Origin of the sequence: Nitrosospira multiformis (assembly GCF_900110185.1) — a bacterium.
Lineage (GTDB): Bacteria > Pseudomonadota > Gammaproteobacteria > Burkholderiales > Nitrosomonadaceae > Nitrosospira > Nitrosospira multiformis_A.
Window position 1 is genome coordinate 253,455 of sequence record NZ_FOCT01000005.1, and the last position, 16,245, is coordinate 269,699.

Annotated in this window: 17 protein-coding genes; 3 read left to right on the plus strand and 14 right to left on the minus strand. The window is 51.8% G+C overall.

The features are described 5' to 3' along the window. Window positions 1-17: 17 nt before the first annotated feature. From BMY01_RS07965 to BMY01_RS08020, 12 genes are all read right to left on the minus strand, one after another. Window positions 18-692, minus strand: coding sequence for a DUF4197 domain-containing protein (locus tag BMY01_RS07965; RefSeq protein ID WP_074745952.1), 675 nt, complete (start codon window positions 690-692; stop codon window positions 18-20). 74 nt (window positions 693-766) lie between these two features. Continuing rightward, complete coding sequence (gene lipA / locus BMY01_RS07970; protein WP_074745954.1) at window positions 767-1,717, minus strand: lipoyl synthase; 951 nt, start codon at window positions 1,715-1,717, stop codon at window positions 767-769. A gap of 90 nt (window positions 1,718-1,807) precedes the next feature. Further along, window positions 1,808-2,431 (minus strand): lipoyl(octanoyl) transferase LipB, encoded by a 624-nt coding sequence (gene lipB / locus BMY01_RS07975; protein ID WP_139176801.1) that lies wholly within the window; start codon window positions 2,429-2,431, stop codon window positions 1,808-1,810. Between the two features lie 94 nt (window positions 2,432-2,525). Then, window positions 2,526-2,855 carry a YbeD family protein gene (locus BMY01_RS07980; protein ID WP_074704011.1) on the minus strand — a complete coding sequence of 110 codons (330 nt, stop codon included), beginning with the start codon at window positions 2,853-2,855 and terminating at the stop codon, window positions 2,526-2,528. Between the two features lie 5 nt (window positions 2,856-2,860). Then, window positions 2,861-3,721 carry a D-amino acid aminotransferase gene (locus BMY01_RS07985; protein WP_074745956.1) on the minus strand — a complete coding sequence of 287 codons (861 nt, stop codon included), beginning with the start codon at window positions 3,719-3,721 and terminating at the stop codon, window positions 2,861-2,863. Window positions 3,722-3,752: 31 nt separating this feature from the next. Then, window positions 3,753-4,892: a D-alanyl-D-alanine carboxypeptidase family protein gene (locus tag BMY01_RS07990; protein WP_074745958.1), complete on the minus strand. Its 1,140-nt coding sequence runs from the start codon at window positions 4,890-4,892 to the stop codon at window positions 3,753-3,755. A gap of 163 nt (window positions 4,893-5,055) precedes the next feature. Next, window positions 5,056-5,451 carry a hypothetical protein gene (locus BMY01_RS07995; RefSeq protein ID WP_074745960.1) on the minus strand — a complete coding sequence of 132 codons (396 nt, stop codon included), beginning with the start codon at window positions 5,449-5,451 and terminating at the stop codon, window positions 5,056-5,058. A 26-nt stretch (window positions 5,452-5,477) separates the two neighbouring features. Then, the gene (locus BMY01_RS08000; RefSeq protein WP_074745962.1) at window positions 5,478-7,004 is read right to left on the minus strand and encodes a helicase HerA-like C-terminal domain-containing protein; all 1,527 of its coding nucleotides are present in this window, start codon (window positions 7,002-7,004) and stop codon (window positions 5,478-5,480) included. 74 nt (window positions 7,005-7,078) lie between these two features. Then, window positions 7,079-7,990: a CobD/CbiB family protein gene (locus BMY01_RS08005; protein WP_074745964.1), complete on the minus strand. Its 912-nt coding sequence runs from the start codon at window positions 7,988-7,990 to the stop codon at window positions 7,079-7,081. 53 nt (window positions 7,991-8,043) lie between these two features. Then, window positions 8,044-8,922, minus strand: a complete 879-nt coding sequence (sucD, locus tag BMY01_RS08010) for a succinate--CoA ligase subunit alpha (RefSeq protein WP_074745966.1) — start codon at window positions 8,920-8,922, stop codon at window positions 8,044-8,046. Between the two features lie 28 nt (window positions 8,923-8,950). Continuing rightward, complete coding sequence (sucC, locus tag BMY01_RS08015) at window positions 8,951-10,156, minus strand: ADP-forming succinate--CoA ligase subunit beta (protein ID WP_074745968.1); 1,206 nt, start codon at window positions 10,154-10,156, stop codon at window positions 8,951-8,953. Window positions 10,157-10,337: 181 nt separating this feature from the next. Beyond that, window positions 10,338-11,072, minus strand: a complete 735-nt coding sequence (locus tag BMY01_RS08020; protein WP_074745971.1) for a Stp1/IreP family PP2C-type Ser/Thr phosphatase — start codon at window positions 11,070-11,072, stop codon at window positions 10,338-10,340. A 206-nt stretch (window positions 11,073-11,278) separates the two neighbouring features. On the opposite strand from BMY01_RS08020, the gene BMY01_RS18300 reads away from it, so the two are divergent. Further along, window positions 11,279-11,671: a multicopper oxidase domain-containing protein gene (locus tag BMY01_RS18300; RefSeq protein ID WP_074745973.1), complete on the plus strand. Its 393-nt coding sequence runs from the start codon at window positions 11,279-11,281 to the stop codon at window positions 11,669-11,671. Here the strand turns inward: BMY01_RS18300 and BMY01_RS17375 are convergent. Next, window positions 11,626-11,904, minus strand: coding sequence for a hypothetical protein (locus BMY01_RS17375; RefSeq protein WP_139176803.1), 279 nt, complete (start codon window positions 11,902-11,904; stop codon window positions 11,626-11,628). The genes BMY01_RS18300 and BMY01_RS17375 overlap by 46 nt on opposite strands. A 417-nt stretch (window positions 11,905-12,321) precedes the next feature. On the opposite strand from BMY01_RS17375, the gene BMY01_RS08030 reads away from it, so the two are divergent. Next, a complete protein-coding gene (locus BMY01_RS08030) occupies window positions 12,322-12,552 on the plus strand; it encodes a YfbU family protein (RefSeq protein ID WP_074745975.1) in 231 nt (76 codons plus the stop codon). A gap of 1,384 nt (window positions 12,553-13,936) precedes the next feature. On the opposite strand, the gene BMY01_RS08040 is transcribed toward BMY01_RS08030, so the two are convergent. Beyond that, entirely contained in the window at window positions 13,937-14,398 is a 462-nt protein-coding gene (locus BMY01_RS08040; protein WP_074745979.1) for a hypothetical protein, read from the minus strand. A gap of 218 nt (window positions 14,399-14,616) precedes the next feature. On the opposite strand from BMY01_RS08040, the gene BMY01_RS08045 reads away from it, so the two are divergent. After that, a complete protein-coding gene (locus BMY01_RS08045; protein WP_217638632.1) occupies window positions 14,617-15,903 on the plus strand; it encodes an NAD(P)/FAD-dependent oxidoreductase in 1,287 nt (428 codons plus the stop codon). Window positions 15,904-16,245 lie beyond the last annotated feature (342 nt).

Sequence of the window (16,245 nt, forward strand, 5' to 3'; positions counted from 1 at the left end):
GGCAGCTCCAGATCCCTCTACTTGAGCGTACCAAACACCCTGCGGACTAGTTCGCTATCCTGATCCGCAGGGTTGTAGCGTATGGCCTGTTCCTTCTCTGCCATCAACAAATAAATTCCGTCCAGGGTTTTTTCCGTGACATGGTTTTCTATATTTGCGTGCTTTTCCGAAATCAATCCGAGCTTCGCACCCTTCCCGGCAAAGTCATTGTATTTTTTCAGCACGCCCGCCTGCTCGGTGGCTTTTTTTACAATCGGCAAAAATTGATCGGAAAGCGAGTCGGATGAGGTGTTACGAAAGTACTGCGTCGCTCCATCGTCTCCGCCTGCAAGTATCGCTTTCGCATCTTCTACAGGCATATTCTGCACCGCATCTATCAGCAGGGCCCGTCCTTCCGACGCCGCCGTTTCGGCGGCGTGGTTCATGGCCGCGATCAACCCATCAGCATGTTTGTTCATACCCACGGAGCGCATCAAACCCTCTGCTTTCTGCAGAGAGACGGGTAACGGGATTTTTGCTTTGGGGTTATGGAGAAAACCGTTTGGAACTCCCAGTATATCTATTGCCGCATTCACACTCAGTGTAAGTGCTTGCTTCAGACCGGCGGCCTCTTCATCTGCAAGGGTGTCACTTGCAGCGGAAACAGGGATAGAAACGAAAAAGCAGACAACAATAGCAGGAATGATGCGCATTGGAGTAACTCCTGTCGGGTTTGCATAACCGGCCTTGAAATTCCTCTCCTCGCTGATTCTCTTCGCTAAAACCGCTACCTCTGTATGATGCCTGCCTCATGCGCCTGCTGATCCGCATGATAGCTGGACCGGACCATGGGCCCGCACGCGGCGTTGCTGAAACCCATTTCGATCGCGGCGCGTTCAAATTCCTTGAATGCCCCCGGGCTGACATAACGCATGACAGGTAAATGTCCGATGCTTGGCTGCAGATACTGGCCAATGGTAAGCATCTCGACATCATGCTCGCGCAAGTCGCGCATCACGTCGAGGATCTCCTCGTCAGTTTCTCCCAGTCCCAGCATCAACCCGGATTTGGTGGGGATGCCCGGAAAACGCGCCTTGAACTCCTTCAATAACCGGAGCGAATGCGTGTAGTCCGCACCCGGACGGCACTGCCGGTAGAGTCGGGGTACCGTTTCGAGATTGTGGTTCATAACATCGGGCGGGCAGACGAATAATTTTTCCAGCGCAATATCCAGTCTCCCACGAAAATCCGGCACCAGGATCTCTATCTTTGTCTGAGGCGAATGGGCTCGAACCTCGCGGATGCAATCCACGAAATGCTGAGCTCCGCCATCCCTAAGGTCATCGCGGTCAACGCTCGTGATAACTACATATTTCAACTTCATGGCGGCAATGGATTGCGCGAGGTGCAGAGGTTCTTCGGGGTCCGGAGGACGCGGCCGGCCATGCGCCACGTCGCAGAAAGGGCAACGACGGGTACAGAGATCGCCCAGTATCATGAAAGTTGCAGTACCTTTGCCGAAGCATTCGCCGATGTTGGGACAGGAAGCTTCCTCACATACCGTGTGCAGCTTCTGCTCCCGCAAAATCCGCTTGACCTCATAAAACTCCTGGCTGTTGGAGGATCGCACCCTGATCCAGGAAGGTTTACGCAGCAACTGATCGGGAGATTGCGGCGCGATTTTGACCGGATTGCGCGCGGTTTTTGCAACGCCTTTCTGGCGACTTTCAATTGTCATGATAAGGAAGAAACGTCTTCTTGATATTGATCCATATCAATCCGGAATATCCGGATCGGTTGATAATCCATCTTTAAAATATTCTCGAAATCATTGCTTCAGCCTGGCCTTCAGTTTTTCGGCAAGCTTTCCTTGCAGCGTTTCCAGCTCGTCGGTTATACCGAGATCGCTGGTTTGCGTAACCCTTAACCCTGTATAGCCACAAGGGTTGATAGCCATAAACGGGGTGAGGTCCATGCTGACATTCAGAGCCAGGCCATGGTAGCAGCATCCATTTTTTATCTTCAGCCCCAGTGCCGCGATTTTTGCTCCGCCAACGTATACACCCGGCGCATCCTCGTTGCCGCAGGCATCGACACGATACTCATCCAGCAAGTCTACCACGGCGCCCTCCATTTTTCTGACCAGGTCGCGCACGCCTAACTTGAGGCGCCGCATATCCAGCAACAGATACGCAATAACCTGACCCGGACCATGATAGGTGATTTGACCACCCCGATCCGTACGTACTACGGGAATGCCTGAATTGTAGAGCAAATGCTCGGGTTTGCCGGCAACACCCTGGGTATAGACCGGCCAATGTTGCAGCAACCAGATTTCGTCAGGGGTATTTTGGGTGCGACTTGCCGTGAACGCCTTCATCGCCTGCCAGATGGAAAGATAATCCACCACAGCAGCATATCTGATTTCAAGTCCTGAAGTAATCCTCTGCACAGGAGAGGGCGCAGACTCCAGGCTAAGGGCTGTATCACGGATAGAAGCTTCCGGAATCCGGAACATGAATCGCGGAACAGGAATAAAAAACTCGCTAAAGTACCATTACCACGGTGGGATGATCGCACAGTTCCTGATATAGCGCATCCAGTTGTTCGCGAGAAACAGCGCGAATCGTGCACGTGAGGCTGAGATAATTGCTTTTTCTGCTGATTCTTACCTCCATGGTCGCCTCGTCAAAATCCGGGGCGTGGCGCTTCACAATCGCCAGTACGTTCTGTGAAAAATCCTGCCGCCGGTATTCCAGTGTTGCGGCACTGGGTGGAATACCGGACGGCGATCCGACACGTCCCATGATTTTAATCGGGAAATCGCAGGGATATTCGATCAGGGTGCTCTCGTCAGACGAAGTCACAGGTTTCACGACCTTCAGGATATCGAAGAGTTGCCTCGCATGGTGGTTTGTTTATAACTCTGGTAGAGCTGGTAAAACAATTCAAACATTTTGCCGGGTTTTCCCTCACCCACCGATTGGTTATCGAGACGGGTAATCGGCATGATTTCTTTGGTTGAGGATGTCAGCAAAAGTTCCTCGGCGGTGCGCACCTCATGTTCCGTAATCGCGCGAATTTCATGGGGAATGCCATTCGCCTGTGCCAGTTCCAGCACTACGTCATAGGTGATGCCCGGCAGCATCAGGTGATTTTTGGGCGGAGCCAGCAGAATTCCACTTCTTACGACAAAGATATTGCTTGCCGCCCCCTCAGTCATGAAACCGTCACGAAACAACACCGTTTCCAGGGCGCCTTCATCAATCGCCATCTGCCGCAGCAATACGTTGGGCAGGAGCGAGATTGCCTTGATATCGCAGCGCAACCATCGGTTATCATCGGCCGAAATCGCCACCACGCCAGTATGCAGCAACCCGGGGGGCGGGGTCAGCAACGGATTGCTCATAATGAAGACGGTGGGGGCGACACCTTGTGGAAAGGCATGGTCGCGCCGGGCGACACCGCGGGTGATATGCAGGTAGATATACTGATCCTCACCTTCATTCAAGGCGACGATTTGTTCCAGCAAATGTGTCCATTCGCTGTCCGAATGCGGATTTTGCAGGCGAATGCCATCGAGGCTGTGCTGGAGCCGGCGCAGATGCTCCGCCAGACGGAAAGGTTTGCGGGAATAGACAGGAATAACCTCATATACCCCGTCACCAAAAATAAAACCTCTATCCAGCACAGAGATGCGTGCTTCTTCAATTCTGAGGAAATCGCCGTTGAGATAGATCATGATCAGCCTGGATAGCTCCGGGTTCTTGCTTCTAGTTAAACAGAAGCCGCATGCTATCCCATGCCCGGCCAAAAATATTCGCGGCGCTGACGGTTTCGAGCGCTACCAGCGGATGTTCAACCACCTGCTTCCCTTCGAGCATAAACTTCACTGTGCCAACTTTTTGACCCGCAGCGACAGGAGCGAGAAGTGGCTGCTTATATTCCATCCTTGCCTTGAGCTTGTCAGTTTGATGGCGGGGAAGCGAAAAATAAACATCATTTCCGAATCCCGTCCTGAGTTTGTCCTGGGCGCCTTTCCATAGTGGAATGGCAACCACCTCCCGCTCTCCCGGATAGAGACGAACCGTATCGTAGAACTGAAAACCATAATTCAGCAGGCGCTGGCTTTCCATCGCGCGCGCGCTCTCCGAGGCGGTTCCCATCACTACCGCAACCAACCGACGCTGTCCCCGCCTGGCTGAAGTAATGAGGCAGTAACCAGCTGCGTCAGTGTGTCCTGTCTTCATCCCGTCGACATTCGGGTCAAGCCAGAGCAGGCGGTTCCGGTTCGCCTGAGTGATTTTGTTATAGGTATATTCCTTGAGGGAATAGAGTGGATAATATTCCGGAAAATCGCGGATGATGGCGGTTGCGAGCAAGGCGAGATCATACGCGGTGGTGTAATGATCCGGGTCCGGAAGTCCGGTTGAATTGGCAAAACGAGTGTTCTTCATGCCCATGCGCGCCGCCTCCTTGTTCATCGCTTGAGCGAATGCCTCCTCTGACCCTGAAACGGCCTCCGCCAGCGCAATGGACGCATCGTTTCCTGACTGCACGATCATGCCACGAATCAATTCATCGACCGTTACCGGCTTCTTCGGCTCGATGAACATGCGGGAGCCCTGCGCGCGCCATGCACGTGTCGAGACTGGCACAGCTTGCGTCAAGGTAACACGTTTCTGATACAGGGCTACAAAAACCACGTAAGCCGTCATCAGCTTTGTCAGCGATGCCGGATCGACGCGTTCATGGGCATTCTTGCTTACAAGCACCTGTCCGCTCTGAAGATCGGCAAGTATATAAGACTTGGCGGCGACGGAGAGAGTTTGCGGCGGCGCGTGAAACTGGGGTTGCTGAGCAGCCAGTGGCAGGGCAAGCAGACACAGCGATATTGGAAGCAAGCGTCTCATGGCGATCTGCAAAAAAGCGCTATTATATCCCAGCCATATCGAAGACGTTATCCGCCGGGGTTCTGAATCAGTCAAAGGTTATTCCGCACGGCTGCAGGCCGCCCACGGCTCTTCAGCAGGACGGGCGAATTAGAAATGCTCGCTCCGGACGGACTTGCCGATCCTATTTTTCAGCGCGGTTACGCCCGCACAAACTGAACCCGTCGCTCCATCCCAGCCGGTACTGCTTGTCTTCTGCAAACCTCTGCTCATCCTTCGCTCCATTTGCAGTCTTCTTCGCAGTCTCACAACCGTCGATATAGCCATCCTTGAAGCCCGGCGAATAACCAGTAAGGTTGTAAACCGGCCGGCGGGTAGGTTGTGGCGGCGGGGATGAAGGCGCCGTCGAAGTCGGAGGTGCCGTCGAAGTCGGAGGTGACGGCGGAGGCGGAGATGGAGGTTGCGAGTCCTTCTGACCTGTAGTGGTAGGGGCGCAACCCAGAATTGTGGTGACCAAAAGAATTGCCGCGATTGCTCGCATTGTGCTTCCCTCGTTCAGAATGAGATATTTTGCAGGCATTTGAGTTCGTTGCGCATTCTGTTTTTTCAACGTCTGCGGTTACTGCCGCCGAACATGCCTCCAAGAATGCCGCGGAAGATTTCGCGGCCGGCACGCGAACCGATGGAGCGCGCCGCGCTGCGTGCGGCGGTATCGAGAATGCCAGGTTTATATCCACCGCGCGGACCGGTTTTGCCGAGCAGCATATCACCCAGCGCATCCATCATACCCTCTTCGGATTCGGTCTTTTTTGCCCTGGCACGGATGGGGGCTCCCTCATTCCCGGTATTCTGGGTCATCGGAGCCCGGCTTCTGAGTATTTCGTATGCGGACTCACGGTCCACCTGTTGCTCGTAATGGCCGAAAATTATCGAGGATTTGATGATACCTGCGCGTTCCGCATCGGTGATCGGTCCTATCCTCGATTGAGGCGGCAAGATAAACGCCCGCTCAACCATGGCGGGACGGCCTTTCTCGTCCAGCAACGAAACGAGCGCTTCACCCACCGAAAGTTCACTGATCACCTTTTCGGTATCCAGACTGGGATTCGCCCGCATGGTTTGGGCAGCCGATCGCACCGCCTTCTGATCGCGCGGTGTAAACGCGCGCAAGGCGTGCTGCACGCGATTGCCGAGCTGTCCCAGAACGGTTTCAGGAACATCGAGAGGATTTTGTGTTACAAAATACACCCCCACCCCCTTCGATCGTATCAACCTCACGACCTGTTCTATTTTTTCCAGGAGAGGGCGGGGCGCATCATTGAATAACAAATGGGCTTCATCAAAGAAAAATATCAATTTCGGTTTCTCGGGATCGCCTATTTCAGGAAGATGCTCGAACAACTCTGATAGTATCCACAGCAGAAAGGTGGAATACAACTTGGGAGCGTTCAGCAATTTGTCGGCTGCGAGAATGTTTATCATCCCCCGCCCTCTGCTGTCCACCTGCATCAGGTCATGAATATCGAGCATCGGCTCGCCGAACAGGATATCGCCGCCCTGCTGCTCGATCTGCAGAAGCGAACGCTGGATGGCACCGATCGAGGCGGCGGAAATGTTACCGTACTGCACCGTGAAGTCCTTCGCCTTGTCACCGACAAATTGCAGCAGCGCGCGCAGATCCTTGGTGTCGAGCAGCAGCAGCCCGTTATCATCCGCAATCTTGAATACCAGTGTCAGCACACCCTGCTGCGTTTCGTTCAGATTGAATAATCGACCCAACAGCAGCGGGCCCATGTCGGATATGATGGTTCGCACGGGATGGCCGGCTTTTCCATAAATATCCCAAAACGTAACTGGATATGCAGTCCATTCAGGTTCCGGAAGGTGGAGTTGCGCAAGCCGCTCCTTCATTTTGGCTGAATCAGTGCCAGAAAAGGAGAGGCCCGCCAGATCACCCTTTATGTCCGCCATGAATACGGGCACGCCGATCGACGAGAAGCGTTCTGCCAGCACCTGGAGCGTAACGGTCTTGCCTGTGCCGGTCGCGCCCGTGATCAGGCCATGCCGGTTGGCGAAGCCAGGCAATAAACCCACGGGATGGTCTGATTGCGCGATCAGCAACGGTTGTGCCATAGTGCCCTCATAAATCGGCTTACAAGCTCTGTATATTGGCTTTATGCGAACTGTATCAGTTTTTCCTTACTTGCTCACCTCGTCCAGCCAGCGATCTCTAGCAACAGCAACAGGACGAGCCATAGTACCAGGGTACGCCAGATGAGGCCGACGGTGCCCTGCAGAAAATCCATGTCAGCTTCTTCACCCACGCCTACCTCGGGACGGTGATATGCGCCGGTCTCTTCCCGCAACGGATCTCCCAGGCGCACGCCAAGCGCACCTGCCCCACTGGCAAGAATGGTTCCCTGGTTCTGATCCGCCCACGATGCCGCCTGCGCGCGCCAGCAATAAACCGCATCCTCGAAGTTGCCCGCAATGGCAAAACTCAGCGCTGTTACCCTCGCGGGCAGCCAATCGATGACGTAAAACGCCTTTACCGCAAAAACACCAAAACCATCCGGGCGCTCTCCCCAAGTGTCATTCAATAATTCCGCAAGGCGGTAGAGCATGGGCCCGAGCGGTCCAGGTAGCAAGGCGAACCAAACGATGACGCCAAGCATGTTACGATGAGCATGGATCAACCCCAGCTCGATGGCAATCCGTGAAATATCCTCACTGCTGGCACTCTCCGCCTCCATCCCGTAGTATTCCTTCAAGAGATCGCGTGCAAGCGGCAAATCTTCGTTCCTGAGCGCCTCCTTTATTTCAGTCAGGGAATAGCTGAACTGGCGAAAACTCGTGGTGAGATAAAGTATTGCCACATTCCACGCCCATGCCAGCAGCGGACTGACTCCATATAATAAATAATAAACCAGGAGGGAGAGTATAAGGAAAGGTCCTGCCGCGGCCATCCAGGCAATGATGCCGTGCCGATGGATGCCGGTGTTGAAATGATGCTCCAGCGAATCGGCATAGGAAAGGAAAGAGGAAACAATATGTTTGCGCGCACTGCCGGAGCGCCATTGATCCAGCAGAAGAGCAAAAATCAACGAAAGAAAATTCATTGCGAGAAAATCATGCTGCTTTCCTTCAAAGCAGTTTCAGGGATAAGCATTATTCAATTCAATGCGGACTTGAGAACCTTGCCCATCTCAGCGGGATTTCGCGCGACTTTAATTCCGCATTCTTCCAGGACCGCAAGCTTTTCCTGAGCGGTTCCTCGGCCGCCCGAAATAACGGCGCCGGCGTGGCCCATGCGCCTGCCCGGAGGCGCTGTCAAACCTGCGATATATCCTACCACTGGTTTACGCATGTTCTCCTTGACCCAGCGGGCGCAATCCTCCTCATCGGTACCGCCGATTTCTCCCACCATTAAAACAGCCTCGGTTTCGTCATCTTCGTTGAACAGCTTCATCACGTCCAGGTGCCTCAACCCATTCACCGGGTCGCCGCCGATACCGATGCAGGTGGATTGACCCAATCCCTGCTCCATCAGTTGCGCCACCGCTTCGTAAGTCAGTGTCCCGGAACGGGAGACCACGCCGACGCGTCCCTTCCGATGAATGTAACCTGGCATGATGCCGATCTTGATCTCGGCGGGCGTAATGATGCCGGGACAATTCGGTCCTACCAGCCGCGTTTTTCGTCCTTCCATCCTGTGGCAGGTACGTATCATATCGCGCACAGGGATACCTTCGGTAATACAGATTACCAGATCCAGTTCCGCATCCACCGCTTCATCGATTGCGGCGGCGGCAAACGGTGGCGGTACATAGATTACAGAAACGGTGGCTCCTGTTGCCTGCTTTGCTTCCTCTACCGTGCCGAAAATCGGGATGCCGTCAAAATCCTCGCCCCCTTTCTTCGGATTGACTCCGGCAACAAAGCATTCTTTTCCATAAGCATAATCGCGACACATCCGCGTGTGGAATTGCCCGGTCTTGCCGGTAATCCCCTGCGTCATGATACGAGTGTTACGGTCGATCAGGATCGACATACTGATTTCCCTCGTTTGCCGATTCTGTTCATGACCCTGTGGCCGGCATGGCGGCCCAGGCGGCCGAGGCGGCTGATGCGGCTGCGGTAACAGCCTTTTCCGCGGCATTCGCCATATTCGCGGCTGAAATGATGGCAAGACCTGATTCGGTCAGGATTTTTTTCCCGATCTCCGCATTCGTGCCTTCGAGACGAACCACCAGGGGAACATTCAACCTCACTTCACGCGCTGCTGTCACTACTCCCTCTGCGATGACATCACATTTCATGATGCCACCGAATATATTGATCAGTATGGCTTGCAGCCTCGGATTGCGCAGCATCAGCTTGAATGCTTCCGTGACTTTTTCAGTGGTTGCGCCTCCCCCCACATCGAGAAAATTGGCTGGATTTCCTCCGTAGAACTTGATGATATCCATGGTAGCCATCGCAAGACCGGCTCCATTTACCAGGCAACCTATATTGCCATCGAGCGAAATGTAGGAAAGACCGTATCTGGACGCCTCGATCTCTGCCGCATCTTCTTCGTCAAGATCACGCAAGTCGGCGATATCAGGGTGCCGGAACAGCGCGTTATCGTCAAAATTCATCTTCGCATCGAGCGCGACAACGCGATTTTCGCCGGTAAGTATCAGCGGATTGATTTCGACGAGCGATGCGTCCGTGCTGTCGTAAGCGCGGTATAAATTCTGCAACAGTGCAGTCGTTTCCGCCACTGCCGCACCGGAAAAGCCCATCCTGTTCGTGATATCTTCCGCTTCCGTAGCGGTCAGTCCCGCCTCCGGATCAATATACACTTTGTGGATCTTTTCCGGATGATCGGCAGCGACCTGCTCGATGTCCATCCCCCCTTCGGCACTCGCCATCAGGCAGACACGGCGGCGACCGCGATCCACCACCAGCCCGATGTAAAATTCCTTCCTGATATCAAGGCCCTGTTCGATCAGCAGCCGTCGTACAACCTGACCCTGCGAACCCGTCTGCGGCGTGACAAGCGTCATGCCGAGTATTTTCCCGGCAAATTGTTTCACCTCGTCAAGCGATCTGGCGATCTTCACCCCGCCACCCTTCCCGCGTCCCCCTGCATGGATTTGGGCCTTGACCACCCATGTGCTTCCACCCAGTTTTTTAGCGGCTGCTACTGCTTCATCCACGCTGAAGCAGGAATGCCCTCGAGGTATGGGTATACCAAACTGATGCAGGATATGTTTGGCTTGGTATTCATGGATTTTCATGATACCTCCAACGACGTGAATAGGGAGTATAGCTCAATAGCTGTGTTGGCGTTACGAGGAGAGGAGCAGAGGTTGAACATCCTGCTTCCTCGCCCGGTCGAACGGCAGCTGCCCCTCTGGATTACAGGTAACAACGGACAATTGCCAGCAATTGCCGATAATTGCCGCTTTCAATCGCAATCTACACATCCTCTACTTCACAGAGAATCACGGTGACATTGTCTTTTCCCCCAGCTTCCAAAGCTGCCGAGATCAGTCTCTCCACTTTTTGCTCAAGAGATTCCGCGGAAGCGAGCACAATTTCGATGTCTGCATTCTCCACCATGTCGGTCAATCCATCCGAACACAATAAAAAAATATCGCGGTCGACTACCGCTCCTTGCACGATATCGCATGCCATCGACGAATCGGTTCCCACGGCGCGCAGGAGAATGTTTTTTCGGAAGTGATGCTTCGCCTCCTCGGGCGTAAGCATGCCCCTATCCACCTGTGACTGTACCAGCGAATGATCTTTAGTCAACTGCTGCAGTCTTCCGTCGCGCAGCAGATAAACTCTGCTATCGCCCACGTGGCCGATAATATACCGCTCGCCGTCGAACACGAGAAGATCTGCTGTGCATCCCATTCCTGCATCGGCGGGGTGCTGAATGATGTGTTCGAGCATGCGCTCATTTGCCGACTCGAATACGTGTTGAATGCGATCAGGAACGGTCTCTTCCGGGGGGGAAGCCAGTTCGGAAAATGCGATTCGCACCATGTCGACAAAATATTGACTGGCGATCTCGCCGGCCGCCGCACCACCCATGCCGTCTGCGAGTGCCAGGACGCGAGCCTGTGGTATGATCAGATAACTATCCTCATTGTTATCCCGCCACAGGCCCACATCAGTTGCACCGGCCGAGTGTAAGCTGATCAAGTATAACCTCCTTTGACTTGCGGTCGCTCGATGTGTTCCCCGGCCTTGACCACGCCTTTCGGCCTGCAGCGCACGTGGCCCGGAATATCGGGGAACATTGCAGGAAGAACATCCTGCTGCCCGTACGAGCTTAGCAGTCTTTGTATCCGTTTACTGGGAGAAAAAGCACGTGAAGGACCTTTTTACTGCTTACGGCCGTTTGCGCAATGTTCGGTTACTTGTCCTCGGTCGCTGCCGAACAGGGCAGCAACACTGGTGTTACCTACCGACCCGATGTTACCTTTACCCTTCGTACGGACATCGGCGAGGGTAAACTGGTATTTGTCGATGTGCAAACTACGCTCGTTCCGCCCGGCGGTGCCACCATTGTGGAATTCAAGGTCGATTATCCAGGCCGCTATATTCTGGTTGATCACGCGCTGTCGCGTATGGAGAAAGGGTTAGCAGGTTATCTCACAGTGCGTGGCGAGGCAAACCCGGAAAATTCAAGCCGTAAAGAATTGAAAAAATCAGAGGCGGTTTCTCAGGAAACGATCGCCTCTGATCCTTTATATCATTGGTGCGGCTGCTTATACGGTTTCTTGTTCATTACTTCCTGATCTCTGTATTCCTGCTTCACTCCCTCCGGTAAATTCTTGGGCATCTTCTCCCGCGTGATCTCAGAGGTTGAGCTGGGCGCGTTCTTGTCGACGTCCTTCTTGTCCTTCTTGCCCATGTCTTGATAAGATTTGTCCATTGCTCCCTTATCCGAATCATGCGATCCAGCGAGCGCGCTGAAGCTGCAAACCGCCGTGAAGGACGCCAGAACAACTATCGATGTGAGTTTATTCATGTCGAACTCCTATAAGTAAATGGGTGGCAGATGAAATAGTGCAAGTTTCGGGTGACGAATACAGATAATGCTTTCTAACATTGCATCCTCCAAGCGGGAGGCTGGCGAATTCTGGCCAGCCTGCAATACGCTTGCAGGGACAATAGATATACTCCTTTCTCTGAAATCCTCAGTGCGCTAACGCACCCTCGGTCACAGACCCGCTCAGAAGACAAGACCGCAAGCGAGAACAGTCCTCGGCAACAGCACCCCACAGCATTCATAGCGAAAACTGCAAGGAGCGCGCTCATCTCTCCTCGGTATACCCCGTAGCCTTCAACGGGAAGATGTTGTACTTCCGTACGATGTACTTCAGACCAATGGTAATGGGTCTTGAACTCTATAAGATGAAAGCGTGTTAACAGAGCAAGGGGGGGAATGAAGCTGAGTGATGGTGAAAAACTTATTCTATTAATGCTGAGCGAGGTCTTCGAAAAACTTAAGGTGGAGGACAGTATTGACCCGACGCTTGTGAAAAATGCGATTTCCTATGATCACCCCTGGGCGTTGAAATGGGAATACGACCGCGTTTCTGCGTTATCCGGAAAAAATAATCTGCGCGAAAACCAGGTAGTCGATATTCTCAATATGTGGACTCTCATAGAATAGGATTTAAGCGCAGGGGAAAGATCAGCTATAAATTCAGTCCTTTATCTTCTTGGGGCTCCAATTATGCAAAACCCCTCACCCAATTTTGCCAGCAAAAATCATTATCAATCCCGCTGATCTTTGTCTGGATTGAACTCACATTTTTTACGAAAACTTATAAAAATATAGAAACTTTTTACTCTGAGCTCGCATCAAATATCATGCGGGCCGTCGTTTTTTTTATGTCCGCTTGTGTAGATATTGGTGGCCTGACATTATTTGGCTGGTCATCAAGTTGATCGTATTTTTTAGCATATCATCTTAATTCTGAAAGGGGGTTATCATGGAAATGGCAATTCTCGTAGTAGGTATAGGTGCTGTTGCTGCTTGGTATTTCATGTCCAAGGAAGGACGGAGAGAAAAATAATACTGATCCACAATACTAGAACTCAAAGTTCGCTCAAATCAATCAGCCGATGCTCAAGCTCAAGAAGCGAGAGCATCGGCTTCTTGTAACGAAGTTTCACAGGAAAATGAGAAGCTGTTTTGGAAAAGGGAGAGAGAAGGAATTGCAGCGAGGACAGAAGGCTGTGAAGAAAAATCTCTCCATTCCGAAAACTTCCCACGCAGGCGGACGCACGCTGCAATTGCTGCAATTCAGGGAAGTGTACGCTGACAGCACCTGTCTACCGGTCGCAAGTCCCGGGTGCAGTACACATCACATCGCACCGTTCAGTAGGCATCGAGAACGCCAGTCTCAACCCCGAGGTGGAGAATATCGGACAGAGCAAGACCGTCACCCTCGCGGAAAAGCGTCAGTATTGAAATGCCCTCACCAAACAAGCAGCGGACGACTATAAAAGAGTGACAGTACTTGAAAATGAGAAATAACCGCAACCTGCTTCGGCAGGTTTTTTATTGCCTCCACATTCTTCCACCGGTTTTTTCAGGTTGTGTTAATTATTTAACGGTAATATTTTATTCGCACGGTTAAACTTCCTACTCGTTTCCCTCCTCCCAAAAACAGGGAAACGAATCCAATGCAACTCCCCTAGCCCGGTTCACGCCGGGCTTTTTTTGCAGTTTTAGAAGAGAATCAATCCATGGAATAGCACCGCTGAAGCGACTTTTATTCACCGATAAGATAATTAGCAAAAGGATAGTATTGGCATGTGGGACGATAACATGACGCCATTATCTACCCACCCCAAGCCCCTTGTCCTATAGGGGCTTGGGTTTCTTCGATGCCCCACCTCGCTCAATCCCTCAATGGTTATCTATATAACCATATATCCAAGATATACTTTTTTAATTGTTGCCCAGAAATTCGCGCAACATTCAAACAGGATATGCTACTCGCATCACTCTTATCTGTTGAAGAACTCAGGGTTCCAGATGCACAGATTTACACGTAACCTTGCGGCACTGACCTGCCACTAGAAAGTCCGATAAACGCCAAACTCCTCGCGGTCTCAATCGTAATCACTTTGGGAAGAACTTGATCCCCCCCAGCAGAACCCCTTTGAGTTGATCCGGCTGGCGTCTTCCCTTGAGATATCCAGTAGTCGCTCGCAGCGTCCTTGCCATATGTATGAGCGCTGATGCCTTGTGCCTTCCAGTAGTCGGCTGTCTGGTCTTTGCCGTAAGTGTAGTTGTCCTGTGCTTGTGCGGAGTTGCCTTGCTTTTTGGATTGCGTAGTCTTTGATTGATCCCCAGATTTCTGTTCCTTTTTAGACGAGCCGGATGACGAACTACCGCTGTCAGTGGAAGGATTCTTCTCGGCTTGGACTAACGTGGTGGCTCCAAACGCCATAACCGTGATCAAAATTGATCGTATCAAATTTCTAAAAACGAAATCGTATCTCATAATCTACCTCACCCTGTTTAACCGAATTGGGAAATTAAAACCTACAGGTGTTTTTTGACTAATTCTGTACGGTACCGTACACGCTTCAAACAGGCACTCCTGATTTTTTAGTGGATCAAGATCAAAAAACTACGCATCATGCTCGAATCTTCTGCTCCAGATTGCGGCATTGATAGAAAACTGAAGCTGCCTTCCTATTCATCTCTGTCAATTACCCCATGATGAAAACCAAAATCACTATTATCGGTGGCGGCTTTGCTGGACTGAACTTGGTCAAGCATTTGGCTGGGAAAGAGGAATTTGATGTGACGCTGGTTGACATGAATAACTATCATCTTTTTCCTCCGCTTCTGTACCAGGTTGCGACCGGCTTCCTGGACGTGTCCAATATTGCGTACCCCTTCCGAAAATTTTTCCATGGCAAGGCGAATGTCCACTTCCGGCTGGGCAAGCTGCAAAAGGTGATGCCTGAAGACAGCAAGGTACTCCTGTCCACGGGCGAGTTGGCCTACGATTATCTTGTTCTCGCTACGGGCACCGAGCCCAATTATTTTGGCATCGAAAATATCCGCCGGACTGCGTTACCCATGAAGACGGCGGATGATGCCATAGAAATACGAAATTACATGCTTCAAAAAATGGAAGAAGTAACTATTGAGCTTGACGAAATGAGGAGGAAAAAACTGTTTTCGGTCGTGATTGCCGGGGGTGGTCCGACGGGAGTGGAAATTGCGGGCATGCTGGCAGAGATGCGCAAGAGAATTCTGCACAGGGATTACCCTGAATTGACCGGTCTCCAGCCACGGATTCATCTTGTTGACAGTGCATCCGCTCTATTGGGCGCCATGAGCGTTCAATCGCAAAAATATACCTACGAAGTGCTGCTGAAAATGGGCGTTGAAATACATCTAAATACCCAGGTGAAGGATTACATAAACGATACAGTGATTTTCTCCGACGGAAAAACCCTAGAGACGCAAATCCTGCTGTGGACTGCAGGCGTGACTGGGAGGATATTCGAAGGCCTGCCTCAGGAATGTTATGGACGAGGTAACCGCCTGCTGGTAAATGAATATAACAAAGTCAGCGGAACAGGGAACATCCACGCCATAGGCGATACTTGCCTGCTGACCTCGGATAGAAATTTTCCCCAGGGACATCCCCAGCTTGCACAAGTAGCGCTTCAGCAAGGCAGAAACCTGGCTGCCAATCTTGTTGCCGTCATCCGTAACCAACCTTTGACAGCGTTTACATACAATGACAAAGGATCGCTAGCTATTATCGGGAGAAACAAGGCTGTGGCCGACTTTCCCAAACCCGCCTTGCATCTTGAGGGATTCATGGCATGGGTAATCTGGTTATTTGTACACCTTTTTTCTCTTGTCACTTATCGCAACCGGTTTATGACATTATCAAACTGGGTAGTTGCTTTTTTCACCAAAGATCAATCCTTGAGAATGATTATCAGGCCTCGATCAGATCAACAGAGCAGCAGGAATGAATGATTGCACACCGCCTGTTAACGACAAGGGGAGCGCTAGATATCTAGCGAACGAGAAAGTGGAAATTTTGTTCCAAACTGGCATCCTTGCAGCAGCACCCCCCCGGTTACCAGGACCCGCCTTGGCATTGTTCGCCATTGACCGGATATGGGCCGAGTTAGCTTACGAGTGCTATGAATAATCAGGAAGGAGTTTGAGTGTATTTGATATGTGCGGAGGAGCGAGGAAAGGTGTAAGAAAATAGCATAAGATATGAATATGACGACTTCGGTTGACAGTTTTGATAAATTGAAACTGTTTTCAGGAGTTGTTCATGAATCTACAGGCACAAAGAGATATATCCCG